Origin of the sequence: Micromonospora sp. DT178 (genome assembly GCF_049841695.1) — a bacterium.
In the GTDB taxonomy this organism is placed as follows: domain Bacteria; phylum Actinomycetota; class Actinomycetes; order Mycobacteriales; family Micromonosporaceae; genus Micromonospora.
Window position 1 is genome coordinate 275,165 of sequence record NZ_JBNCKV010000005.1, and the last position, 24,073, is coordinate 299,237.

The following is a 24,073-nucleotide window of genomic DNA, read 5'->3' on the forward strand; positions in this document are numbered from 1 at the left end:
GGTCCGGCCGGGGCGACCGCGATGACGCCGGTGCCGACGGGAGCGGGTACGGTCGCCGGTGATCGAGGCGGGGTGGGCGTATGACGGACGGGGACACGGGCGCGCGGGACGACGCCGGGCCGGACCGGTCGGCGTTGCTGCTCAGGGGCGGGCTGGCCGTCGTGCTGCTCGCGGCCGTCGGCGCGACCGGCGGCTGGCTCCTGGCCGGCGAGGACGACCCGCCGGCCCCGCCGACGGCGGCGGCGGAGAGTCTGCCCTCCACCGGCACCCCGGGCGCAGCCCGGCCGACCCCGGGCCGGTCCGCGCCACAGGCTCCCCGCACGACCGCCCCGAGCCGCTCCGCCGGGCTGACGGTCCCGCCGGTCGTCGGCGAGGAGTTCACGGACGCCCGCGACGAGCTGCGCGAGCAGCGGCTGGGCTGGCGGCTCGTCTTCGGTCGGGGCACGGGAACGACCGTGGAGCGCACCTCACCGGAGGTGGGTTCCGAGGTGCAGCCCGGACGCACCGTGACGCTCTACGTGAGCGGCCCGGCGCCGTCCGCCACCGTGCCGGACGTGGTGGGCGACGACTGCGACGACGCGGCGGACGAGCTCGTCGACGAGGGCTTCTACCCGCATTACCGGACGGGCAAGACCGGCAAGGTCAGCCGCCAGGATCCGGCCGGCGACGGTGCGGGCCGGTGGAACGACCAGGTGTCGATCTGGTGCGGCGACGCGCCGGAGGACGGCGGTTCGCCCTCCCCGACGCCGTGACGGAGCGTCCGGCACGCTGATCCCGGCCGATGGCCTCCGGGACCGCTAGGTTGGCGGTCAGGGGCCCGCGACGCCCGCCCGGGCCGGGAGAGGACGTGCCATGAGTGAGCGTCAGCGAGCGAATCGTCGGCACGGCGTGGTGGTGTCTCAGGTCGGCACGCAGCGCAGCGGAGTGCCGGCATGAGTGAGCGTCAGCGAGCGAGTCATCGGCACGGCGTGGTGGTGTCTCAGGTCGGCACGCAGCGCAGCGGAGTGCTGGCATGAGCGACGACCGCCAGGAACCGCCCGCCGGGGAACACGACGACCGGACCCGCCCGCTGCCGCCGGGCGGTCCCTCGGCCGGGCCTGAACCCGACCGGACGCAGCCGTTGCCCCGCCCCGACCGGAGCGCCCCGGACGGCGGCGACGCCACCCGACCGATGCCCGTCGACGGCACCGCCCCGCTGGACCGTACGGCCGCCGGGCCGCCGGAGCGGTCCGGGCCGGCGGCGTGGTCCGGCCGGGCGGAGGTGCGTCCCGGCGGGCCGGTCGACCAGCCGGAGGCCGAGTGGTACGCCGAGGAGCAGGACGCGCGGCGCTGGTGGCTGCCGATCCTGTGGGGCGTGCTCGTGCTGCTGCTGCTTGGCCTGCTCGGCGCCGGGCTGTGGTTGGCCCTCCGGTCGGCGGACGACGGTCCGAGCGGGCCGGAGCCGTCGCCGTCGCCGTCGGTGACCCGCGCGTCGCCGACCACCGCCGCGCCGACCTCGGCCGCCCCCACCAGCTCGTCGCCCTCGGCGTCCCCGACGCCCTCGGTGCCGGCCGAACTGCCGATGCCGCCGGTGGTGAACCTGCCGCTGGAGACGGCGCAGGCCATCCTGGACGACGTCGGGCTGGACCACCGGGTGGAGTACGAGACGTCGGACCGGCCGGCCGGCACGGTGATCCGCACCGAGCCGGAGGCGGGGGAACTGGTGCCGGAGGACGAGGAGGTCACGCTGGTGGTGGCCCGCGACGCCGCCTCGCCGACCGGCGGGATCACGCCGTCGGTCGAACCGACCGCCACCCGGTGAGCCGCTGACCGCGCCGCCGGCGGGGACGCCGCCGCGTCACCACCTGCGCCTCTGCGTCACCCACCTGCCTCGCCGGTCACCACATTCGTCGTCTCGTCCCCACCATGCCGAGCCCGGCCAGCGAGATGGCCAGTCCGAAGATGCCGGACCAGAAGAGGGAACGGCGGACGTCGTCCGGCGCGGGGCGGGCGGCATGCGCCGCGCCGCTCGTGGAGTTTGCGGGAACGCCGGCCCCGGCGGCGGGCCCGGACTCGTCGGCGGCGCCGAGCGCGTCCGGTTCGTCCGGTCCGGTCAGTGCGTACGGGGCGTCGAGGGCGTCCGGCCCGTCGTCGCCGTCGGGCGGGTCCTCGTCCACCACGGTGATCTCCGGTGCCGGGACCGGGGTGGTCAGCCGTGTGGTGGACGAGAGGGCGGGATCGCGGACCACGACCACCAGCGTGGTGGCGGCGCCGATCAGCGCCAGTAGTCCGAAGGCGTAGGCGATACGGGAGCGGTGGTGCCGCCGCGCGGCGGGCTGATTGACCATGGCCATCCCAGGTTCGGGGTCCTGGACGCGCGGGGTGGAACGTGCCGGGGTGGGCGTACCTCATCCTATGGCGACGGCACGCCCCCCGGTTGCCGATCGCGCAGGTCAGCCCACCCGGACCGGGGTGCGGGCGACGGGCCGGCGCGGCGCGCGCACGGTGTGCGGCCGCGGCTCGGGGGCCGACCGCAGGTGGCGCAGCCCTTCCCGCTGGACGAAGATCGACCGCCGGCTGACCGCGTCCCCCGATGCGTTCAACTCGTAGCCTTCGAGCCAGATCCAGCCGTCGTAGGTCGGCCAGTCGAGCACCCGGATGACCCGGAACATGATGGGCCTGAGGAACTGGACACTCGCCGCGCGAGTCACGTGCAGTACGTCACCGGAGCGGGGAAGCACATGGGCTCCTGGGAAGGGTCGGCCGGCCGACGGGCCGGCGGTGAGGGTCGGGGGACGTCGATGGCCCGTGGCGGGGTCGTGCCTCGTGGACCGGTGGTGCGGGCGGTGGTGGTCGGGCCGTACCCGCTGGTGGCGAACCGCCACCCGACCAACACCCGGCTGCTCCGGGTACCGCTCCCGCCGCCGCAGCCAACTGGCGTGCAGCGGCGGGGTCATCAACCCGGGGCAGGTCTGGTTGTCGACTGTCGGGCGGTCCCACCGCCGCGCGTCCCGCGGCCCGTGGGGTCACCACGGCGAGGAAGCGGACGAAGACGGTGAGTAACCCGTGCCATACGGACAGAGTGCATCAGCGACGTGCTTCATGCAAGTTGCACGTCGACTTTTGCCGATACGTGAGCGGCTCGTGCAAAGCAGCGCTTGAAGCCGTTCACGTATGCCCGGCACACTGGGAGCCGGTTTCGCCCGTCGCGGCCGGCCGATGACCGGCACCACCCCACGCCGCGAACGACGCCCGCCGTACGACGGTCGCGCCCCTGGCGGGTGACGACAGTGGCGCACGGCGAGGCGGAGGTGGACCGGATGAGGCCTGACAGGCGGTGGTCCCGACCAGTGGGCGGGGTCGTGTCGTGAGCGAGCGGCGCAGCCCCACCATCCGGCGGCGTCGCCTCGGCGCCGAACTGCGCCGGCAGCGGGAGACGGCCGGTATCACCATAGAGGCGGTCGCCGAGCAGCTGGAGTGCTCGGCGTCGAAGGTCTCGCGGATCGAGACCGGCCACACCACGGCGACGCCACGCGACGTGCGGGACATGCTGCGGATCTACGGCGTGGTGGGTGCCGAGAGCGACGAGCTGGTGCAGATCGCCCGGGAGGCGCGGCAGAAGGGCTGGTGGCACCCCTACAGCACGGTGCTGGTCGGCGCGTACGTCGGACTGGAGGCGGCGGCCAGCTCGATCCGGGCCTACGAGCAGCAGGTGGTGCCCGGGCTCCTGGAGACGGAGGATTACGCGGGCGCGATGATCCGGGCCGCCCGGCCCGACTTCACTCCCGAACAGGTGCGGCAACGGGTGCGTGTCCGTCTGGGCCGTCAGTCGTTGTTGACGCAGGATGATCCGGTCGATCTGTGGGTGGTGCTCGATGAGGCGGTGGTAAGCCGTCCGGTGGGCGGGGACGAGGTAATGCGTGACCAGCTCAAACGCCTGGTCGAGGTGGCGGAACTGCCGAACGTGACGCTCCAGATCCTGCCTTTCACGGTGGGGGCGCACGCCGGCATGGACGGCACCTTCACGATCCTCAGCTTCCCTGAGCCCGGTGATCCGGATGTCGTGTACGCGGAGAATGCCACGGGTGGGCTCTTCCTGGAGAAGAGTGACGAACTGCAGAAGTACAGCTTCATCTTCGATCACGTCCGAGCGGCGGCCATACGTCCAGAGGAGTCCATCGCACACATCGCGAAACTGGCAGAGGAGCCGTTGTGGAAATGGCGACCAATGGGTTCCCCGTGGACCTGACGCAGGCGACGTGGTTCAAGAGCTCGAAGAGCGGGCCGAACTGTGACAACTGCGTGGAGGTGGCGTACGTGACGGGGGCGGTCGGCGTGCGGGACTCGAAGGACAAGACGGGCCCGGCCCTGGTCTTCGCCCCGGGTGGCTGGCACGCCTTCGTCGCCGGCGCCAGGGGCGGTGTGTTCGACAAGGGCTGACGGACCGGGACATGACGGGATGCCCCCGTCCGGCGACGAAGCCGGGCGGGGGCATCGCCGTGCCCGCGTCCGGGCCGACCGCGAAGACGTCCCGCCCTCGGCGTCGCCACATCGGGTCCCGTGTCGTTGTACCCCTCGGTACGGCGCTGGTCGACAACCCGCCGCAGGGATCGGCAACCGAGCGAGGCAGGGCGAGACGGATGACGACGATCGGGTCAGACAACCTCACCAACGGGCCGGGTAAGCCGGAACGGTTCGGGGGCAAGTACCGGGGGGCACGGCGGGACACCGTCCTCACGGAGGTGGTGTCGACCGACACCGAGATGGGGGGCCGGGAGAGCCCGGCGGCCCCGCCGGAGCAGCCCGGTCCGCCGCTCTCCCTGCCCTCGCTGGACCCCAACCCGCTGACCGAGCCGTCGTTCCCGCCCGGCAACTGGTCGGTGGAGCCGACCGAGTCGCTGGTCGACCACCCGCTGCTGCGCGGGCTGCTGATGGAGTTGCCGCCGAAGGGCAGCGTCCCGCCGCCCGGCTGGCTCGACCGCTGGTTCGAGGCGACCCGGGCGATCCTGGAACTGCTATACGTGCAGGGGCCCGGCCGCTCGCGGTGACGCGGGCCGTGCCGGTACGGCCCGCTCGACGAGCCGGCTGTGCCGCAGGGCGTGGCGTACGCCGATCGCGGCGACGCCCAGCACGCCCACGGTGACCGCCGGGCCGGCCACGCCGGGCCCGGAGAGCAGTTCCGGGGCGCTCGCCGCAGCCACCGCGGGCAGGATCGCCAGCCCCGTGACCTGCACCGGGAGCCCGATGAGCGGGTGCGCGGCGGAGGCCCGCAGGCCGTGCGGCGCCGGGGTGCCCGGGGCCGACGAGAGGGCGCCCGCGCCCGCCCGCAGCCGGCGTACCCGGCGGACCGTGCAGGCCGCGACCACGAGCGCGGGGGCGGCGGCGAGGGTGAGACCGGCGGCCGCCCGGTCCGCCGGGGTCGCGCCGGCGCTGGAGAGCCCCGCGGCCAGCACGGCGACCGTCAGGCCCAGGCCGGTCAGCGTCAGGGCGAGCACCCATCCGGTACGCCGGCGCAGGGCCCGGGCGTGATCCAGCCGGGGCAGCCCGTCCGCGAGCCAGCCGGCGACGAGCCAGACGGCGGTCAGCGACAGCAGCACGGTCAGGTGCATCTCCATGACGGACAGCCTTGCCCGTTTTCGACGATCGTGAATCCGGGCAGGTCCCCGGTTCGTCCCGCAGCCGCCTCCCCTAGGGGCCATCTTCCCGGTGTTATGGGGAAGTCGACATGTTTGAATTCCTGATTGCGCCCCCCTACCCTCAGCTTGATCGGCATTCATCGATTCACTCGTCTCGAACAGTTGGACGGTCGGTGCCGGTCGGAGGGAGTAGAAGATGGGTCTTCCACGCAGGTCCGTACTCGTCGGGGTGGCCGCGCTGGCCATGGTGGCCACCGCCACGCCCGCCATGGCCGCCGAACCGGTGGGCACGATCCGCGCCGCGGGCGGCGCCACGGCCGTGGCCGACAGCTACATCGTCGTCTTCAAGGACAGCTCGGTCGCCCGCAGCAGCGTCGGCGACACCGCGCAGCGGCTGGTCGGCCGGCACGGCGGCGCGGTCGCCCGCACCTACGGCGCCGCCCTGCGCGGCTTCGAGGTCCGGGTCGACGCCAGGGCCGCCGCCCGCATCGCCGCGGACCCCGCCGTGGCGTACGTCGAGCAGAACCACACGGTCTCCATCAGCGGCACCCAGACCAACCCGCCCTCCTGGGGACTGGACCGGATCGACCAGCGGGCCCTGCCGCTGAACAGCTCCTACACGTACCCGAACACGGCGAGCAACGTGCACGCCTACATCATCGACACCGGCATCCGGTTCAGCCACAGCGACTTCGGCGGGCGGGCCGTCTCCGGCTACGACGCCGTCGACGGCGGCTCGGCCGACGACTGCAACGGGCACGGCACGCACGTCGCCGGCACCGTCGGCGGTTCGGCGTACGGCGTGGCCAAGGGCGTCCAGCTGGTCGGCGTACGGGTGCTGAACTGCCAGGGCAGCGGCACGAACGCCGGCGTCATCGGCGGCGTCGACTGGGTGACCGCCAACGCGGTCAAGCCCGCCGTGGCCAACATGAGCCTCGGCGGCGGCGCGAACGCCTCGCTCGACACCGCCGTGCGCAACTCCATCAACTCCGGCGTGAGCTACGGCCTGGCGGCCGGCAACGACTCCGGCGCCAACGCCTGCAACACCTCGCCCGCCCGGACCGCCGAGGGCATCACCGTCGGCTCGACGACCAACACCGACGCGCGGTCGTCGTTCTCCAACATCGGCACCTGCGTGGATATCTTCGCGCCCGGCTCGTCGATCACCTCGGCGTGGCACACCAACGACACCTCGACCAACACGATCAGCGGCACCTCGATGGCGACGCCGCACGTGGTCGGCGCCGCGGCCCTGGTGGCCAGCGCCAACCCGGCCTGGACGCCGCAGCAGGTCCGCGACTACCTGGTGAACAATGCCACCAGCAACGTGGTGGGCAACCCGGGCACCGGCTCGCCCAACAAGCTGCTCTACGTCGTCAACGGCGACACCCCGCCGCCGACCGACGACTTCTCGGTCTCGGTCTCGCCGACCTCCGGCTCCACCGCGCCGGGCGGCTCGGTGACCGCCACGGTCGGCACCGCCACGACCAACGGCTCCGCCCAGTCGGTGAGCCTCTCGGCCAGCGGGCTGCCGTCCGGGGCGACCGCCTCGTTCAGCCCCGCCACCGTCACCTCGGGCGGTTCCTCGACGCTGACCGTCAGCACCTCGGCGAGCACGCAGCCCGGCACCTACTCCGTGACCGTGACGGGCACCGCGGCCTCGGGCAGCAGGACCGCCACCTACTCGCTGACGGTCACCGGCACCGGTGGCGGCAGCTGCTCCGGCACCAACGGCACCGACGTCGCGATCCCGGACACGGGCGTCACGGCCAGCAGCTCGATCGTGATCTCCGGCTGTGCCCGTAACGCCTCGTCGGCCTCCACCGTCGCGGTGAACATCGTGCACACCTACCGTGGTGACGTCGTCATCGACCTGGTCGCCCCGGACGGCTCGTCCTACCGGCTGAAGAACAGCAGCCTCTTCGACGGCGCGGACAACATCAACGCCACCTACACGGCGAACCTGTCGAGCGAGGCGGCGAACGGCACCTGGCAGCTGCGGGTGCGGGACGTCTACACGGGCGACACCGGCTACCTGAACACCTGGACCCTCACCCTCTGACGGAGTGACGAGAGGGGCCCCTTCCCACCGCCTCGTGCGTGGGAAGGGGCCCCTCTCGGCGTCTGTCGGTAATCAGACGGCGAAGGTCGCCGGTCGCTCCGTGGCCGGAGCCGGCGGCCGCGCCTTCCACAGCCCCGTCTTCTGCCCGGCGAGCCGGGTCAGGTAGGCCGGGTTGAGGATCACGTAGCGTCGCCAGAGCCGCTTCGGCTCCAAGCCGAGGCGCCAGAACCACTCCAGGCCGGCCCGCTGCATCCACGGCGGCGGCTGGCGCAGCAGCCCGGCGTGGTAGTCGAAGGCCGCCCCGACCGCCATCATCGGCATGTCCAGCAGCGGCCGCATGGCGTACGTGAAGACCTCCTGGCGCGGGCAGCCCAGCCCGACCAGCACGAGCCGGGCCCCGCTGGACCGGATCCGGTCGGCGATCTCCACGTCCTCGCCCGGCTGCACCGCCCGGAACTTGGACGGCTCCACGCCGGCGATCTTCAGCGCCGGGAACATCCGCTCCAGCGCCGGGATCAGCCGGGCCAGGGTCTCCTCGGTCGACCCGTAGAGGTAGACCGGCAGCCCCTCGTCGGCGAACCGGGAGAGCACGTGCAGGGTCAGGGTGGGGCCGTAGACCCGGTCGGTCAGCCCCGCGCCGTGCAGCAGGTTGAGCGCCCAGCGCACCGGCTGGCCGTCGGGGGTGACCACGTCGAAGGAGTTCAGCCGGGCGTTGTGCGCCGGGTCGAGCACCCCGGTCATCACGCCGTGCACGGCCAGCGCCGTCAGCGCCAGCGGGCGGCGCTCCTGTGCGGCCGCCACCACCTGCTCGGTCGCCGCGGCGTAGTCGGTGGCGTCGACCAGGACCCCGAGGACGTTCCGCTTGCCCTTGCCGGTCATGAGCTTGGCACCCACTTGTCCACGTTGGCCTCGTAGATCTCCCGCATGATCATGGGCACGTCGTAGACCTGCTTCCACTCGGGGTAGTCGGCCTGGAAGGCCTCGTTCGAGCCGATCCACCACTTGTGGTCGCCGATCCGGTTGGCCTCGACGTACTCGGTGATCATCTCCTGGCCGGTGATCTGCTCGGCGAGCGCGAACGCCTCGCGGTTGGAGGTGTTCGAGTGCCGGCCGCCGCCGAGGTTGTAGACCGCCGCCGAGCGCGGGTTGCGGAAGAACGCCTCGAACGCGGAGACCACGTCCGAGCTGTGGATGGCGTCGCGGACCTGCTTGCCCTGGTAGCCGAAGATCTTGTAGGTGCGGCGCTCCATGTTGGCGCGCATCACGTAGCCGAGGAAGCCGTGCAGCTCCGTCGCGGAGTGCGCCGGGCCGGTCAGCGTCCCGCCCCGGAAGCAGGCCGTCCGCATGCCGAAGTAGCGGCCGTACTCCTGCACCATGACGTCGGCCGCCACCTTCGAGGCGCCGAAGATCGAGTGCAGGCAGGCGTCGATGGACATGTCCTCACGGATGCCCTGCTCGTACGGGTGCCCCGGCTCGATCTCCCAGCGGGACTCCAGCTCGACCAGCGGCAGGCTGTTCGGCCGGTCGCCGTAGACCTTGTTGGTGGAGCAGTGGATGAGCGGCGCCTCGACGCAGTGCTCGCGCACGTTCTGCAGGACGTTGAGCGTGCCGGCGGCGTTCACGTCGAAGTCGGTGAACGGGTCGCGCACCGCCCAGTCGTGCGACGGCTGGGCGGCGGTGTGGATCACCACGGCGACGTCGGTGCCGTACCGCTTGAACAGCTTGGCCAGCGCGGCCCGGTCGCGGATGTCGATGCTGTGGTGCGAGTACGCGGACCCCAGCTCGTCGGTCAGCCGGCGGACGTTCCACGCGGTGGACGCCTCCGCGCCGAAGAACTCCTGCCGCATGTCGTTGTCGATGCCGACGACCTCGAGACCGAGGCCGGCGAAGTGCCGGACCGCCTCGGAGCCGATAAGACCGCCCGACCCGGTCACGAACGCGACACTCACACGCCACTCCTGGTCCATCGGAGGCAGAAACCATCGGAGCATAGCGTGACGTACGGCACGCCCCGATACGGCGCGAGGGCCCCGCATCGCTGCGGAGCCCTCGCGTATTGGTGGGGAAGGGGGGAGTTGAACCCCCACGCCCTTTCGGGCACACGGACCTGAACCGTGCGCGTCTGCCATTCCGCCACTTCCCCGTGGCCTGACCTCGAACACTGTAGTCTGTGCCGGACCTGCTGTCTCCAGCGGGCCCCGGACATCCTAGCCGGTCCGTGGTCGTTGCGACGATCGGTTACCGTCCGAGGAGCGGTTACCGTTCGTGGCGGACGAAAGAGTAGCACGGCAGTATCGGCCCGTCCGAACGGGCCGCCGTCAGACGGCCGAGCGGCGTGTGAGCTGCGCGCGCGCCGGCCGGATACCATCATGTCCTCGGGACCCGAGGAGGAGCCGGTGAGCGTGCTGCAACGCTTCGAGAAGCGTCTGGAAGGCCTGGTCGAGGGGGCCTTCGCCAAGGTCTTCAAAGGGGTGGTCCACCCCGTGGAGATCCTCAACGCCATGCAGCGGGAGGCCGAGGCGCACAAGGCGATCCTGGCCGGTGGGCGCACGCTGGTGCCCAACCGCTACGTGATCGATCTCTCGCCCTACGACCACAGTCGTCTGGCGCCGTACGCCGCCGCGCTGGCCCAGGAGCTGGCCCAGTCGCAGGCGGAGTTCATCGGCGAGCAGGCCTGGACGGTCTACGGCGACGTGATCGTCGAGATCGAACGCGGCGAGGGGCTGGACACGGGGATGTTCCGGGTCACCGCCGAGGTCTACACCGGCGGCGAGGTCGCCCCGGTCTCGGCGCCCGGCTACGACGCGGGCCCGCCCGCCTACCCGGCGTACGACCAGGGCGGCGGCTACGGTCCTCCGCCCGGCCACGGCGGCGGCCGCAACGTGCGGCTGGTCTCCGGCGACGGGCGCACCTACCCCCTCCAGATGGGCTCGACCGTGATCGGCCGCGGCGACCAGGCCAACCTGCGCCTGCCCGACGTCGGGATCTCGCGGCGACACGCCCGGCTGGACTTCGACGGCGGTCAGGTCGTGCTGACGGACCTCGGGTCGACCAACGGCACCATGGTCAACGGCCAGCGGGTCTCCGCCGTCGCCCTCAACCCCGGCGACATGATCCAGCTCGGCACCACGACGCTGACCTTCCGCGTGGACGGCTGACCCGCCTTGCCGGAACTGGTCATCACCGTCGCCCGGTTCGGGTTCCTCATCCTGCTGTGGATCTTCGTGTTCACCGTGGTCGGCGTGATCCGCCGGGACCTCTTCGCGGGCGCCCGGTCGGGCCGGCTGGTGGCCGCGCCCCGGGCCGTCGGCGCCTCGCTCGGGCAGGCGGCGAAGCCGACGAAGGCGAAGCGGGGCAGGGCGGCGCACCAGCTCGTGGTGACCGCCGGTCAGCTGGCGGGGACCCGGATCACCCTCGGCGAAGCGCAGATCACCATCGGCCGGGCGGAGGATTCCACCCTCGTCATCACCGACGACTACGCCTCGGCACGGCACGCCCGACTGGTGCCGCGCGACGGCCAGTGGTTCGTCGAGGACCTCGGCTCGACTAACGGCACCTACCTGGATCGCGCTAAGGTCACCGGACCAACCCCCGTCCCCCTCGGCGTGCCGATCCGGATCGGCCGCACTTCTCTCGAATTACGGCCATGACTCTGACCCTGCGCTATGCGGCCCACAGCGACCGCGGTCTGATCCGAGACGGTAATCAGGATTCCGTCTACGCCGGACCGCGGCTTCTCGCCGTCGCCGACGGCATGGGCGGCATGGCCGCCGGTGACGTCGCCAGCAACATCGTCATCGGTGCCATGGCGCCGCTCGACGAGGACGTCCCCGGTGACGCCCTCGTCGACGCGTTGCGTTCGGCCGTGGGCACCGCCAACCAGCAGCTCCGCGACACCGTGGACGCCAACCCCCAGCTGGAGGGGATGGGCACCACGCTCACCGCGACCCTCTTCTCCGGCAGCAAGCTGGGCATGGTCCACATCGGTGACTCGCGGGCCTATCTCCTGCGCAACGGCGAGTTCGCGCAGATCACCAAGGACGACACGTACGTCCAGATGCTCGTCGACGAGGGCCGCATCAGCGCCGAGGAGGCGAGCAGCCACCCCCAGCGCTCGCTGCTCACCCGGGCGCTCGACGGCCGCGACATCGACCCGGAATACAGCGTCCGCCAGGTGCTCCCCGGCGACCGCTACCTGATCTGCAGCGACGGCCTCTCGGGTGTGGTCAGCGCCGACACCATCGGCGAGACGATGCGCGAGTACACCGACCCGCAGCAGTGCGTCGAGCGGCTGGTGCAGCTCGCCCTGCGCGGCGGCGGCCCGGACAACATCACGGTGATCATCGCGGACGCCACCGACCAGGACATCGTCGAGGCGAGCCCGATCGTCGGCGGCGCCGCCGCCCGGGACCGGGGCATGGCGACCTCCGCCGACGTGTCCACGCCGGCCGCCCGCGCCTCCGCCCTCTCCGCGCCCCGCCCGCCCGTTCCCGAGGAACCGGCGGCCGGTGCCGACGACGAGTCGGAGCGCCCGCGGCGTCGGCCGGTACGGGCCGCCGCGATCTCGGTGGCGTTGCTGGTGCTCGTCGGCGGCGCGGTCTTCGGCGGCTGGAGCTACACCCAGCGGCAGTACTACGTCGGCGCGACCGAGAACGGCCAGGTCGCGGTGTTCCGGGGCATCCAGGGCGAGATCGCCGGCATGGACCTGTCGACGGTGCACTCCACCAGCCCGGCGGACCTGGAGGACCTGACGCTGGCCGCCCAGGAGCAGGTCAAGCAGGGCATCCCGGCCAAGAGCGAGCCCGATGCCGAGCGTCGACTGGCCGAGCTGACCAGCGACGACCCGATGAACCCGAACCTGAAGCCCATCTGCCCGCCGAGCCCGAGTCCGAGCGCCGTGGCCGCCACCACCGCCCCGACGCCGACCACCGCGCCGGTGTCGCCCGCTCCGACCGTCAGCGCGAGTGTGAGCGCCCCGGTCAGCGGCCGGCCGAGCACGCCGGCCGCGCCGACCACCACGCCCGACGCCCCGCCCTCCGACACCGACTCGCCGGCGCTCGACCCCGCCGCGTGCCGGTCGCCGGAGTAGGCGCGGCTCGATCCGAGGACGTTCCGTGACCGCAGCGGCCATTCCGGCATCCTCGCCCGCCACCACGGGCGAGCAGCCCGGCGTACGCCTGGCCCGGTCCCGGCGCAACGCCGAGCTGTCGTTGCTGCTGGTCGCCATGGTGCTGGTGGCCGCGTACGGGGCGATGGTCGAGGCGAAGGTGCTCGACACCGTCACGGCCGACTTCTGGATGCCGGCCGCCGCGCTCACCGCCGTGTTCCTCGGCCTGCACCTGGTGATCCGGTTCCTGGCACCCTTCGCCGACCCGGCCCTGCTGCCGGCGGTCGCCCTGCTCAACGGGATCGGGGTCGGCTTCCTGCGCCGGCTCGACCTGGGCAGCGCGGCGCCCGCCGAGCGGGAGGACCTGGCCATCTTCGCCGGCACGGGCGGCCGGCAGCTGGCCTGGACGCTCGCCTCGGTCGTCCTCGCCGCCGGCCTGCTCGCCCTCATGCGCGACCACCGCTCGGTGTCCCGCTACGCGTACACGCTGGGGCTGGCCGGCATCGTGCTGGTGATGATCCCGGCGGTGCTGCCCAGCCGGTTCTCCGAGATCAACGGCGCGAAGCTGTGGGTCCGGGTCGGGGGCTTCTCCATCCAGCCGGGTGAGTTCGCCAAGCTGGCCCTGCTGGTCTTCTTCGCCTACTACCTGGTGCGCAAGCGCGAGGTGCTGTCGCTGGCGAGCCGCCGGTTCCTCGGCATCGACTTCCCCCGCGGGCGCGACCTCGGCCCGGTGGTCGTGGTCTGGCTGATCAGCGTCCTGGTCCTCGTCTTCGAGAAGGACCTCGGCACCTCGCTGCTCTACTTCGGCATGTTCGTGGTGACGCTCTACATCGCCACCGAACGGGTCAGTTGGCTGCTCATCGGTCTGGTGCTCTTCTTCGGCGGCGTCTACCTGGCGTACGTGCTCGGCGACGTGGTCGGCGGGCCGTTCGCCAACTTCTACCTGCGCGCGCAGATCTGGCTGGACCCGTTCGCCGACCCGTACAACGACGGCTACCAGCTCGTGCAGGGCCTGCTCGCGCTCGGCACGGGCGGCCTGTTCGGCGCGGGCCCCGGTGGCGGCCAGCCGGGCCTGCTGCCCGAGGTGCAGAACGACTTCATCTTCGCCGGCATCGGTGAGGAGATCGGGCTCTTCGGCCTGTCCGCGTTGCTCGTGGTCTACCTGCTGATCGTCGAGCGGGGGCTGCGGGCGGCGCTGGCGGTGCGGGACTCGTTCGGCAAGCTGCTGGCCGGCGGCCTGGCCTTCACCCTCGGGCTCCAGGTCTTCGTGATCGTCGGCGGGATCAGCAAGCTCATCCCGCTGACCGGCCAGACCACCCCGTTCCTCTCCGCCGGCGGTTCCTCGCTGATGGCCAACTGGCTGCTCATCGCGGTCCTGCTCCGGATCTCCGACGGCGCCCGCCGGCCCGTCACCGGCGCCGGCGGCAAGGCGGGCCGACCGTCCGGCGGTCCGCCGGAGCAGCTGCACGGTGCACCCACGGAGGTGATCAGGCCGTGAACGCACCCCTGCGCCGCGTCGGCATCGTCGTCATGGTTCTCTTCGGTCTGCTCTTCGCGAACCTGAACTGGATCCAGGCCTACAAGGCCGACGAGTACCGCACCAGCGACTACAACGGTCGCGTCCAGGTCGCCGAGTACGAGCGCCGGCGCGGCAACATCGAGGCCGGCGGCACCGCCTTCGCGCTCAGCAAGGAGACCGACGGCGAGCTGAAGTTCCAGCGCGCCTACCCGGGCGGGGCGAGGTACGCGCACGTGCTCGGCTACAAGCCGGTCAACCTCGCCGAGACGGGCATCGAGAAGTTCGAGAACGACTTCCTGGCCGGCACCAGCGACCAGCTCATCGCCAACCGGGTCAAGGACATGTTCACCGGTGACCAGTCCGGCGGCGGCAACGTGCTGCTCACGGTCTCCAAGGGCGCGCAGAACACCGCGTTCGAGCAGTTGCGGAACAACCGGGTCGACGCCTCCAAGGGCGCGGCGATCGCCGTCGACCCGCGTACCGGGGCGGTGCAGGCGCTGGTCTCGATGCCCAGCTTCGACCCCAACCCGCTGGTCAGCCACAACACCAACGAGGCCACGGCCGCGTACAACAAGCTGGAGCAGGACCCGGAGGGCCCGCTGAAGAACCGGGCCCTCGGCGAGGTGCTGCCCCCGGGCTCCACCTTCAAGATCGTGGTGGCCGCCGCGGCGCTGGAGAACGGCGTCGGTCAGCAGACGAGGATCCCGGCCGGGCCCAGTTGGACCCCGCCGACCTCGGGCACGCCGATCCGCAACGCGGCCCCGTCGATCTGCCCCGAGGACGCGGTGACCCTGATCAACGCGGTGACCGAGTCGTGCAACACGGGCTTCGCGCAGCTCGGCGTGCGGCTCGGCCCCGACAAGATCAAGGAGAAGGCCCGGCAGTTCGGCTTCGAGCAGGAGGACCTCACCGTCGGCCACCTCAACGAGGGCGGCCACCCGGTGGCGGCGAGCCGGACCGGCAGCATGCAGAACGCCGACGGCGGGGCCGACCCGGCCGCGCTGGCCCAGTCCTCCATCGGGCAGCGCGACGTGCGGATGACCCCGCTCCAGGGCGCCATGATCGCCGCGTCGGTCGCCAACGGCGGCAGCCAGATGCGGCCGTACCTGGTCCGCCAGTGGCTCGGCCCGGACCGCACCACCAGCCACTACACCGCCAAGCCGAAGGAACTGCGGCAGCCGATCAGCGGCCAGGTCGCCAGCGACCTGCGCGACATGATGGTCAGCGTGGTCGAGAACGGTTCCGGCACGAACGCGCAGCTCAGGGGCTACACGGTCGGCGGCAAGACCGGCACCGCCCAGTCCGCGCCGGACCGGCCCGACCACGGCTGGTTCATCGGCTTCGCCCTGGACAAGAACGGCACGCCGGTCTCCGCGGTCTGCGTCGTGCTGGAGCAGGCCGGCCCCGGCGGCAGCGCCGAGGCGGCCCGGATCGCCGGGCAGATCATGCGCGCCGCCATCGCCGACCCGGGGGGCCGCTGACATGCTCAGCCCCGGGGTGCAGCTCGGTAACCGCTACCGCCTGGACGAGCGGATCGCCAGCGGCGGCATGGGCGACGTCTGGCGCGGCACCGACCAGGTGCTCGGCCGTACGGTCGCCGTCAAGAGCCTGCTCCCCGCGCTGCTCGACGACCCCGACTTCGCCGAGCGCTTCCGGGGCGAGGCCCGCACCATGGCCACGATCAACCATCCCGGTGTGGTCGACGTCTACGACTTCGGCAACGACCAGCAGATCGCCTTCCTGGTCATGGAGTACGTTGAGGGCGACGCGCTGTCGGCCACGCTGGCCCGGGTCGGCCGGCTCACCCCGGCCCGCACGATGGCGCTCGTCGCCCAGGCCGCCGACGCGCTGCACGCGGCGCACGTGAAGGGCATCGTGCACCGGGACGTGAAGCCCGGCAACCTGCTGGTCCGGCCCAACGGCACCCTGGTGCTCACCGACTTCGGCATCGCCCGCTCGGAGCTGGTCGCCCAGCTCACCGCAGCCGGCTCGGTGCTCGGCACCGCCTCGTACATCTCCCCGGAGCAGGCCACCGGCGGAGTCGCCACGCCCGCGTCCGACGTCTACGCGCTCGGCGTGGTGGCCTACCAGTGCCTCGCCGGCCGGCGCCCGTTCGAGGGCGACAACCCCCTCGAGATCGCCATGCGGCACGTCCGGGAGGCGCCCCGCCCGCTGCCCGCCGACATCCCGCCGCAGGTCCGGGCCGTGGTCGAGCGGGCCCTGGCGAAGGACCCGGCCGCACGCTGGCCGAGCGCCGCCACGCTGGCGGGGGTGGCCCGTCAGCTGAAGGCCCAGCTCTCCCAGCAGGCCCGGGCCGCCGGCCAGCCCATCTCCGCCGCCCCCGCGTCGCCGGCCGGCCCGCCCGGCCGCGCCCAGGTGCCGCCGCCGCGCCCGCCGGTGTCGCCCCACCGGCCGTCGAACGTCGCCGCGCAGCCGCCGCGTCCGCCCATGACGGCCCACCGGCCGCCCGCGGCGAACCCCCGGCCGGCTGCCACACCGCACCGCCCCACCACGGTCGCGCCCCGCCCACAGATGGCGCCGAACGGCTACCCGCGCGGCGCGGCGCCCGTGCCGCAGGCCCGCCCGATGCCGTACGCGGGACACGCCGTCCCGCCGGCGCACCAGCCGGGCGGGCAGCGGTCCCGGTCCGGGATGGTGTTCCTCGCCATCCTCGTGGCCGTACTGGTCCTCGTCTGCTCCGGCGTGATTTCCTACAACCTGCGGGAGAACACGAAGTCGGGTGCGGCCACCTCGCGGACGGTGACGTCCGGCGCGCTGTGGCCCGACGGACGCGACGATCCGACCGGAACGTCGTACCGTCGACAGGAACTGCCCCGGTCGGGCAGCGACGAGACGACGAGCGAAGGACGACAGACGCGATGACAGCGCAGGCCCGCCTGCTCGGTGGCAGGTACCAGGTCGGCGAGCTGCTCGGCTACGGCGGTATGGCCGAGGTGCACCGCGGTCGCGATCTCCGGCTCGGTCGGGATGTCGCGATCAAGATGCTCCGCACCGACCTCGCCCGGGACGCCACCTTCCAGATGCGGTTCCGCAGGGAGGCGCAGAACGCCGCGTCCCTCAACCACCCGGCGATCGTCGCGGTCTACGACACCGGCGAGGAGACCGCGCCCACGGGCGAGACCCTGCCGTTCATCGTGATGGAGTTCGTCAACGGGCGGACCCTCAAGGAGGTGCTGGGCGTCGAGGGGCGGCTCCAGCCGCGCCGGGCGCTGGAGATCTGCGCCGACATGTGCGCGGCCCTGGAGTTCAGCCACCGGCACGGCATCATCCACCGCGACATCAAGCCCGGCAACGTGATGCTCACCCAGACCGGCCAGGTCAAGGTGATGGACTTCGGCATCGCGCGGGCGCTGGCCAGCGGCGCCACCACCATGACCCAGACCAGTGCGGTCATCGGTACGGCGCAGTACCTCTCGCCGGAGCAGGCGCGCGGCGAGGCGGTCGACGCCCGCTCCGACGTCTACGCCGCCGGCTGCGTGCTCTTCGAGCTGGTCTGCGGGCATCCGCCGTTCGTCGGCGACAGCCCGGTCAGCGTGGCCTACCAGCACGTGCGGGAGACGCCCCCGACCCCGAGCGACATCAACCCGGACGTCAACCCCGCGGTCGACGCGATCGTGCTCAAGGCGCTGTCGAAGAACCCCCTCAACCGCTACCAGAGCGCCGGCGAGATGCGGGCCGACCTGCTCCGCGCGGCTGCCGGCCGCCCGGTGATGGCGACCCCCGTGCTGCCGCAGGAGGAGACGACGCAGCTCGCCCCGGCCGCGGGCGGCTACGCGGGCACCCCCGGCGCCCCGCAGACCCGGCAGATGCCGGCCCGGGTCGGCGACCCGCGCCGGCGCAAGGCGTCGTCCTGGCTGATCGCGACGTTCGCCGCGGTGGGCGTCCTCGCGGTGATCGCCCTCGCCGCCGCCCTGCTGAGCCAGCGCGACGGCGACGACCGGGCCACGGTCCCCACGGTGACCGGCCTGACCCAGCAGGAGGCGTTCGCCCGGATCGAGCAGGCCAACCTGGTGCCCAAGGAGGGCGAGCAGGTCTTCGGCACCTGCCAGAAGGGCCAGGTGGTCAACCAGGCCCCGCCCGCCAACTCCGCGCTGGAGCCCAACCGCGAGGTCGTCGTCCGGGTCTGCGGCGGCGTGGAGATGAAGGCCATCCCGCCCGACCTCGTCGGCTCCACCTACGAGAGCGCGAAGAAGCGGCTGGAGGCGGCCGGCTTCAAGGTGGAGCGGAAGCTGAAGGACGACGCCGAGAAGGAGGGCATCGTCCTTGACGTCTCGCCCGACGAGGGCAAGCAGGTCGCCGCGGAGAGCACGGTCACCCTCACCGTCTCCAACGGCAAGGTCGGCAAGGTGCCCAACGTGGTCGGCTCCAGCGAGGACGACGCCAAGGAGGAGCTGGACGAGGCGGGCTACCGGATCAGCGTCAAGCAGGGCCGCGAGGTGCCGCCGGAGGAAGCCGGCCAGGTCACCTCGCAGGACCCGCCGGCCGGAAGCGACCTCGCCAGGGGCAAGACCGTGACGATCGTGGTCACCGTGCCGCAGGCCGAGCCGACGCCCACCGACTCGGGAAGCCCGACGCCCAGCACCACGCCGACCACCCCCGGTGACGGCGGCGGCGGGGGCTTCCCGCTGCCGACCACTCCGCCGATCCGGCTGCCCGAGCGCTGACCCGCCCGTGAGCGCGGGGGACCCGGCCGGGCAGCGCCCTGCGGATGCCGCCGGTCAGGGTCCTGGCAATGCCGCCGGGCGGCGTCCTTCTGTTGCCGCCGGGCGGCGTCCTCGGGCTGTCGGCGACGACGATCGGCCGGCGACGGGCGCGGCGGAGCGGACGAACCGGTGGCGGCGACGCCTGATCCGCGCGGCGGTCCTGGGCCTCGTGGCGCTGCTTCTGGCCAGCCTTCCCTGGCTCTGGACGACGACCTCCGCCCAGGGCCACCTCTATGGCGAGGCCGACGCGCCGGCCGCCGACGTCGTGATCGTCCTGGGCACCGCCGTGGCGGCGGACCGCCGTCAACCGGGTGACCGCCTCACCGGCCGCTTGGAGACCGCCGCCGCGCTGGTGACCAGCGGGCGGGCCCGGGTCGTCCTCGTGTCGGGCGACGGGGGCGGCGCGTCAGGCGACGAGACGGCGGCGATGACGGCCCACCTGACCGAGCGGCTCGGCGTCGATGCGCGCCGAGTGGTGGCGGACCCGTACGGCCTGGACACCTACGACACCTGCGCCCGGGCGCGCGACGTGTACGGCGTCGAGCGCGCCCTGATCGTGACCCAGTCCTACCACCTGTCCCGCGCGGTGACGCTGTGCCGGCACCTCGGCCTCGACGTCGACGGGGTGGCCGCCCGCTGTCCCGGCTGCGGGACCGCCCTGCTCGTCGGCAAGGCCGTCCGCGACTACTTCGCCAGCGGCAAGGCGGCATGGGACGCGGTCCGGGGCAGGTCGCCCGCGGTCAGCTCACCCGCGGACTCGGCGATCGAGGACGCCCTGAAGGGCTGACCCTGCGGTGGGCGGGCGCAAGCCGCACCGGCGGCCCCGGCCCGAAGGGCATCTCCGGCCTGCTGGCGCACCCGTGGCGTGACCCCCCGGGGGCTGCCTCGGGCAGGTCGGTGACCATGCCACCGTCAGGCATTCCGTGACGAGTACTGACGATCCGACCCGCGAGACCTGTCAGGCGGTGGCGAAGGCGGCGCGGCGGCGCGCGTCCACCTCGGCGGCCAGCGCCGGGGCGCGCTCCAGCGCCTCCGGGTGACCGCAGGCGGCGAGCCAGTTCGCCAGCATCAGGTGACCGCCCTCGGTCAGCACCGACTCCGGGTGGAACTGGACGCCCTCGATCGGCAGCGTACGGTGTCGCATCGCCATCACCACCCCGGAACCCGTCCAGCCGGTGACCTCCAGCTCCTCGGGCAGCGTCTCGGGCAGCACGGCGAGCGAGTGGTAGCGGGTGGCGGTGAACGGGTCCGGCAGGCCGGCGAGCACCCCGACGTCGCGGTGGCGGACCTCGGAGGTCTTGCCGTGCAGCAGCTCGGGGGCGCGGGTCACGGTGGCGCCGAAGGCCTCGCCGATCGCCTGGTGGCCCAGGCAGACGCCGAAGATCGGCAGCTCGCCTCCGTACGCGCGGACGACGTCGAGGCAGATGCCGGCGCGGTCGGGGCTGCCGGGGCCGGGCGAGAGCAGGACGCCGGCCGCGCCGACCCTGCCCACCTCGGCGACCTCGATCTCGTCGTTGCGCCGGACCTCGCAGTCCACGCCGAGCTGGCCGAGGTACTGCACCAGGTTGAAGACGAACGAGTCGTAGTTGTCGATCACCAGGACACGCATCAGGGGCTCACTCGTCCGGGGAGGGAGGCGGGGTGTTGTTCTCGTCGGTGTCGTACGGCAGCTCGTGCTCGTCGCCGGGCGGGGCGTTCTCGCCCTCCCCGCCGCCCGGCACCGAGTCGCCGCCGGGGTCGCCGGAATCCTGGGTGACCTGCACGTCGTCGAAGGGCAGCAGGGGCTCGGCCCACGGGAACACCACGTACCAGAGCAGGGCCACCATCGCGCTGGTGATCAGCAGGCTGCCGACGAGCTTGCCGGGCAGCCCGAAGGGGAGCTTGCGCCAGATCCAGCCGTACACCGTCAGGCCCCCAGTTCCGCCGGGCGCCCCGCCGACTTCGGCTGGCTGCGTGCCAGCTCGGCGTGGATGATCAGGCGTTGGTAGTTGTCGAACTTCGGGTTGCAGGTGGTCAGGGTGAGCATCGACTTGGTCGGCTTCTGCCCGGGCTTGCCCGGCACGGGCGCCACGACCTCGACCTGGGTGGGCTTCACGATCCGGCTCTGGGTCACCTTGTAGACGTGCCAGTCGGTCTTGCCCTCCACCACGATGGCGTCCCCGTCGTTCAGCTCGTCGAGCCGCCAGAAGGTGGCCCGGTTGCGGTGCCCGGCGACGGAGAAGTTGCCGACCTGGCCCGGCAGGGCGCTGGAGGGGTAGTGGCCCGGCGCGTACCGGATGTCCTTCTGGGTGACGCCCTCGACGACGACCCAGTTCTTGTCGAGCTTGGGGATGTGGAGACCGGCGATGGGCTTGCCCTGCACGGGCGGCTTCGGCTTGGTGGAGGCGCTGGCCGACGGCGCCACCGTCGGGTCGCCTTCGGGACCCCACGCCTGCGCCAGTTGCTGGCTGAGGTCGTTCTGGTGGGCGTCCACGATCGCCGACTTGCCCCAGACCTCGTAGCCGGCGAAGAGCAGCACCACCAGGCCGAAGGTGATCAGCAGTTCACCGCTGACCCGGATGCCGGTACGCAGCCGGGAGCCCAGCGACGGCCGGGTGAGCTCCGAGTAGACGCTCTTGTAGCCCTCGCCGGTCTGCTCCGGGCGGAGCTGGACCACCCGCTCGCCCCGGCGTGGCCGAGGCTGCTCGGCGGGAGTGTCCGAGCCCTCCGGCTCGTCCGTCTTCGGGGGACGCGGCACCGCGCCCATCAGGGCGGTCGACTCGACGAGTGCGGCCGGGGCGGTCGGCGTACGCCCGGAGACGGCCGGGATCAGGGCGGTGGCCCCGGGATCGACGTCGCGGCCCGGGCCGGCCGGGGAGACCGGGCCCGACGGGCCGTTGGCCGACGCGCCCACCTTGGGGATGAAGGCGGTCGGCGCGTCGGCGGCCGGCCGGCCTTCCCGGGCGGCGGCCCGATCGACCGGTGGACGGACCGGGTGCCCGCCAGCGGGACCGGCCCCGGTCGCGCCCGGCAGCCGGAGGTCGTCGGACGGTGACGCGGGGTGCGGTGGGGCGGCCGGCCGGACCGGGCCGGCACCGGACCACGGCGGCGACCCGCCGGCACCGGGCCGGGCGGACGCGCCGGAGTCGGCCGGGCCGGTGCGGCGGAGGTCGGCGGGGCCCGGCCGATCGAAGCCCCCAGGGCCGGCCCGGCGGGAGTCACCGACCCCACGCCGGTCGAAGTCGGCGGCCCGGGAACGGTCGGCGTCAGCGGCCCGGGAACGGTCGAAGTCGGCGGCCCGGGAACGGTCGGAGTCGGCGGGGCCGGGGTGGCGGAGGTCGGCGGGCCCGGGACGCTCGAAGTCGGCCGAGCGGTCGACGCCGGCGGGCGCCGGGCGGTCGAGGTCGCCGGACCGACGCCGGTCGAAGTCGGACCCCTGCCGGTCGAAGTCGGACCCCTGCCGGTCGAAGTCGGACCCCTGCCGGTCGAAGCCGGACCCGTGCCGGTCGAAGTCGGCGGGCCTCGGGCGGCCGAAATCCGTGGGCTCCTCGCGGCCGGGGCCGGCAGGACCGGGGCGGCCGGGGTCGGCGGGGCCGCGCCGCTCCGGGTCGGCGGAGCCGGGGCGTCCGAAATTGGCGGGCCAGGGGCGGCCGAAGTCCGCCGGACCGGGGCGGCCGGGCTCGGTGGGCCGGGCCGGGCCGGCGGCGGGGCGGGCCTGGTCGGCGCGCGGCGGGAAATGGCCGGGGTTCGCGGGACGGCCGGGCTCCGGCGTCGGGCGGGCGGGGTCGGACACGGCGCGCGACCACCCGGCGGAGGGCCCGGCGGGCGTGCGACCGTCGCCGGCGGCCGGGTCGGGCCCGTGCGGCGGCCGGGGAGCCGGGGATCGGGGCGGGAGCGTGGGTTCCGGCCAGGCGCCGGCGGGGCGGGCCGGGGTGGGCCCCGGCCGGTCGACCTTGGGCAGGAAGGCGGTCGGCCCGTCGCCCTCGTCGCGGTGCCGGCCGTCGCGGTCCTCGGACCGGTCGTCCGGTATGCCGTTCACCGGGGCACCGTCGCCGAGCGCAGCGTGGTCGAGTCCTCGAACGCCGGCACGGTCACCGTGGAGACGGTCTCCTTGTAACCGAGCTTGTAGTCGTCGACCAGGTCCCTGAACAACCGGACTCCCTGTGAGTCGGCGAGGGCCTGCCGTAGGGCAGCCGGATCGCCGATTGCTACGATCTTGAATGGTGGGGAGTACACCCGGCCGTGCAGCAGCAGGGTGTTACCCACGCAGCGTACCGCGCTGGTCGACAGCACGCGGACGTTCATGATGGACATGGCCTCGGCGCCTCCCGCCCAGAGGGCGTTCACCACCGCCTGCACGTCCCCCTGGTGGACGACCAGGTCGTCGTTGGTGGCCCCGGCGGGCAGCGTGCCGTCGTTGCGCCGGGGCGCGTCGTCGAGCTCCACCGTCACCCCGGGCCCCGCGAGCGCGGTGAAGCCGGCGTCGTCGCGGCTGGCGGCGGCCCGGTCCTGCTGTTCCCTGATCGGGCCGTCGGAGCTGGCCAGGGCGCTCGTGCGGCCCTCGACCTCGTCGCGCAGGTCGGCCGCCCGCCGCTCGCTGGCCGCCACCTCCGCGCGCCGGTCCTCGATCAACTGGTTGAGCTGGGGCCGGCGGTCCTCGCGCAGGGCGGTGCCGCCGGCGGTGGTGGCCGTGGTGGTGAAGAGCAGCCCGGCCGCGGCTGCGATCAGCGGCACCCCGATCGACCAGCCCGGTCGTCGCTGCCGTGGGCGCCGAGGCAGCAGCCCGGCGACCGCCCGCCGGAGCACCTTCTGCCAGGAGGCCGCGCCGGATGTGTACTCCACCGAGCGTTCCTTCCCGTCGTCTGGTTCAGCCCGCGCAGGCGCGAGCCGCCGCGGCGACCCGAACAGTCCCGCCTTTTTCGGTCACTCCGTGCACTGGCCTCGCCCCATTCGTGGATTGGACGGGCCTTCGGGACTACGCTAGCTGTCGAACATTATTGGCCATGGACCGTCGCCCCCGCGCCCGGTTGTCAGGCCGGACGAGGTCGTAACCCCTCTGGAGAGCGT

At 73.1% G+C, this 24,073-nt stretch carries 23 protein-coding genes and 1 tRNA gene; 14 read left to right on the forward strand and 10 right to left on the reverse strand.

Annotated elements, in window-relative coordinates:
- Positions 1 to 80 precede the first annotated feature (80 nt).
- On the forward strand, positions 81 to 752 hold the full coding sequence (locus tag ACLQ22_RS12135) for a PASTA domain-containing protein (protein ID WP_425692358.1): 672 nt from the start codon (positions 81 to 83) through the stop codon (positions 750 to 752).
- A gap of 260 nt (positions 753 to 1,012) precedes the next feature.
- Positions 1,013 to 1,801, forward strand: coding sequence for a PASTA domain-containing protein (locus tag ACLQ22_RS12140; RefSeq protein WP_425692359.1), 789 nt, complete (start codon positions 1,013 to 1,015; stop codon positions 1,799 to 1,801).
- Between the two features lie 76 nt (positions 1,802 to 1,877).
- Here the strand turns inward: ACLQ22_RS12140 and ACLQ22_RS12145 are convergent, their stop codons facing one another.
- The gene (locus ACLQ22_RS12145) at positions 1,878 to 2,333 is read right to left on the reverse strand and encodes a hypothetical protein (protein ID WP_425692360.1); all 456 of its coding nucleotides are present in this window, start codon (positions 2,331 to 2,333) and stop codon (positions 1,878 to 1,880) included.
- 99 nt (positions 2,334 to 2,432) lie between these two features.
- Positions 2,433 to 2,720, reverse strand: coding sequence for a hypothetical protein (locus tag ACLQ22_RS12150; RefSeq protein WP_089002741.1), 288 nt, complete (start codon positions 2,718 to 2,720; stop codon positions 2,433 to 2,435).
- A gap of 626 nt (positions 2,721 to 3,346) precedes the next feature.
- Here ACLQ22_RS12150 and ACLQ22_RS12155 point away from each other — a divergent pair.
- The 3 genes from ACLQ22_RS12155 (at position 3,347) to ACLQ22_RS12165 (ending at position 5,027) form a co-directional block, all read left to right on the forward strand.
- The gene (locus ACLQ22_RS12155) at positions 3,347 to 4,228 is read left to right on the forward strand and encodes a helix-turn-helix domain-containing protein (protein WP_366641454.1); all 882 of its coding nucleotides are present in this window, start codon (positions 3,347 to 3,349) and stop codon (positions 4,226 to 4,228) included.
- Positions 4,198 to 4,419, forward strand: coding sequence for a DUF397 domain-containing protein (locus ACLQ22_RS12160; RefSeq protein WP_121397338.1), 222 nt, complete (start codon positions 4,198 to 4,200; stop codon positions 4,417 to 4,419). Before ACLQ22_RS12155 ends, ACLQ22_RS12160 begins: the two co-directional genes overlap by 31 nt.
- A gap of 200 nt (positions 4,420 to 4,619) precedes the next feature.
- A complete protein-coding gene (locus ACLQ22_RS12165) occupies positions 4,620 to 5,027 on the forward strand; it encodes a hypothetical protein (protein WP_121397337.1) in 408 nt (135 codons plus the stop codon).
- Here ACLQ22_RS12165 and ACLQ22_RS12170 read toward each other — a convergent pair.
- On the reverse strand, positions 4,995 to 5,594 hold the full coding sequence (locus tag ACLQ22_RS12170) for a hypothetical protein (RefSeq protein WP_425692361.1): 600 nt from the start codon (positions 5,592 to 5,594) through the stop codon (positions 4,995 to 4,997). The genes ACLQ22_RS12165 and ACLQ22_RS12170 overlap by 33 nt on opposite strands.
- Before the next feature lie 217 nt (positions 5,595 to 5,811).
- Here ACLQ22_RS12170 and ACLQ22_RS12175 point away from each other — a divergent pair, with 217 nt between their 5' ends.
- Positions 5,812 to 7,677 carry a S8 family peptidase gene (locus ACLQ22_RS12175; RefSeq protein WP_425692362.1) on the forward strand — a complete coding sequence of 622 codons (1,866 nt, stop codon included), beginning with the start codon at positions 5,812 to 5,814 and terminating at the stop codon, positions 7,675 to 7,677.
- Positions 7,678 to 7,749: 72 nt separating this feature from the next.
- On the opposite strand, the gene ACLQ22_RS12180 is transcribed toward ACLQ22_RS12175, so the two are convergent.
- The 3 genes from ACLQ22_RS12180 to ACLQ22_RS12190 form a co-directional block, all read right to left on the reverse strand.
- Positions 7,750 to 8,556, reverse strand: coding sequence for a WecB/TagA/CpsF family glycosyltransferase (locus tag ACLQ22_RS12180; protein WP_121399152.1), 807 nt, complete (start codon positions 8,554 to 8,556; stop codon positions 7,750 to 7,752).
- Positions 8,553 to 9,668: an NAD-dependent epimerase/dehydratase family protein gene (locus tag ACLQ22_RS12185; protein WP_425692363.1), complete on the reverse strand. Its 1,116-nt coding sequence runs from the start codon at positions 9,666 to 9,668 to the stop codon at positions 8,553 to 8,555. Before ACLQ22_RS12185 ends, ACLQ22_RS12180 begins: the two co-directional genes overlap by 4 nt.
- A 66-nt stretch (positions 9,669 to 9,734) precedes the next feature.
- Positions 9,735 to 9,820: transfer RNA gene (locus tag ACLQ22_RS12190), tRNA-Leu, on the reverse strand.
- A 226-nt stretch (positions 9,821 to 10,046) separates the two neighbouring features.
- Between ACLQ22_RS12190 and ACLQ22_RS12195 the strand changes: the two genes are divergently transcribed.
- From ACLQ22_RS12195 to ACLQ22_RS12230, 8 genes are all read left to right on the forward strand, one after another.
- Complete coding sequence (locus ACLQ22_RS12195; RefSeq protein WP_088996759.1) at positions 10,047 to 10,835, forward strand: FhaA domain-containing protein; 789 nt, start codon at positions 10,047 to 10,049, stop codon at positions 10,833 to 10,835.
- Positions 10,836 to 10,841: 6 nt separating this feature from the next.
- Entirely contained in the window at positions 10,842 to 11,327 is a 486-nt protein-coding gene (locus ACLQ22_RS12200) for an FHA domain-containing protein FhaB/FipA (protein ID WP_121397334.1), read from the forward strand.
- Positions 11,324 to 12,766: a PP2C family protein-serine/threonine phosphatase gene (locus tag ACLQ22_RS12205; protein WP_121397333.1), complete on the forward strand. Its 1,443-nt coding sequence runs from the start codon at positions 11,324 to 11,326 to the stop codon at positions 12,764 to 12,766. The genes ACLQ22_RS12200 and ACLQ22_RS12205 overlap by 4 nt, the downstream gene beginning before the upstream one ends.
- A gap of 25 nt (positions 12,767 to 12,791) precedes the next feature.
- Positions 12,792 to 14,282, forward strand: a complete 1,491-nt coding sequence (locus ACLQ22_RS12210; RefSeq protein WP_425692364.1) for an FtsW/RodA/SpoVE family cell cycle protein — start codon at positions 12,792 to 12,794, stop codon at positions 14,280 to 14,282.
- Positions 14,279 to 15,784: a peptidoglycan D,D-transpeptidase FtsI family protein gene (locus ACLQ22_RS12215; RefSeq protein WP_425692365.1), complete on the forward strand. Its 1,506-nt coding sequence runs from the start codon at positions 14,279 to 14,281 to the stop codon at positions 15,782 to 15,784. The genes ACLQ22_RS12210 and ACLQ22_RS12215 overlap by 4 nt, the downstream gene beginning before the upstream one ends.
- A 1-nt stretch (position 15,785) precedes the next feature.
- Positions 15,786 to 17,186, forward strand: a complete 1,401-nt coding sequence (locus ACLQ22_RS12220) for a serine/threonine-protein kinase (protein WP_425692366.1) — start codon at positions 15,786 to 15,788, stop codon at positions 17,184 to 17,186.
- Entirely contained in the window at positions 17,183 to 18,988 is a 1,806-nt protein-coding gene (pknB, locus tag ACLQ22_RS12225; RefSeq protein ID WP_425692367.1) for a Stk1 family PASTA domain-containing Ser/Thr kinase, read from the forward strand. Before ACLQ22_RS12220 ends, pknB begins: the two co-directional genes overlap by 4 nt.
- A 208-nt stretch (positions 18,989 to 19,196) precedes the next feature.
- Positions 19,197 to 19,814, forward strand: coding sequence for a SanA/YdcF family protein (locus tag ACLQ22_RS12230; protein ID WP_425692368.1), 618 nt, complete (start codon positions 19,197 to 19,199; stop codon positions 19,812 to 19,814).
- A gap of 171 nt (positions 19,815 to 19,985) precedes the next feature.
- Here ACLQ22_RS12230 and ACLQ22_RS12235 read toward each other — a convergent pair whose 3' ends face one another.
- Genes ACLQ22_RS12235 through ACLQ22_RS12250 form a run of 4 tightly spaced genes read right to left on the reverse strand, consistent with a single transcriptional unit; the run spans position 19,986 to position 23,848 of the window.
- Positions 19,986 to 20,636 (reverse strand): aminodeoxychorismate/anthranilate synthase component II, encoded by a 651-nt coding sequence (locus ACLQ22_RS12235; RefSeq protein WP_425692369.1) that lies wholly within the window; start codon positions 20,634 to 20,636, stop codon positions 19,986 to 19,988.
- 7 nt (positions 20,637 to 20,643) lie between these two features.
- The gene (locus ACLQ22_RS12240; protein ID WP_425692370.1) at positions 20,644 to 20,931 is read right to left on the reverse strand and encodes a hypothetical protein; all 288 of its coding nucleotides are present in this window, start codon (positions 20,929 to 20,931) and stop codon (positions 20,644 to 20,646) included.
- A 2-nt stretch (positions 20,932 to 20,933) separates the two neighbouring features.
- Positions 20,934 to 23,045 carry a class E sortase gene (locus ACLQ22_RS12245; protein ID WP_425692371.1) on the reverse strand — a complete coding sequence of 704 codons (2,112 nt, stop codon included), beginning with the start codon at positions 23,043 to 23,045 and terminating at the stop codon, positions 20,934 to 20,936.
- A complete protein-coding gene (locus ACLQ22_RS12250) occupies positions 23,042 to 23,848 on the reverse strand; it encodes a DUF881 domain-containing protein (RefSeq protein ID WP_121397326.1) in 807 nt (268 codons plus the stop codon). Before ACLQ22_RS12250 ends, ACLQ22_RS12245 begins: the two co-directional genes overlap by 4 nt.
- Positions 23,849 to 24,073: the final 225 nt, after the last annotated feature.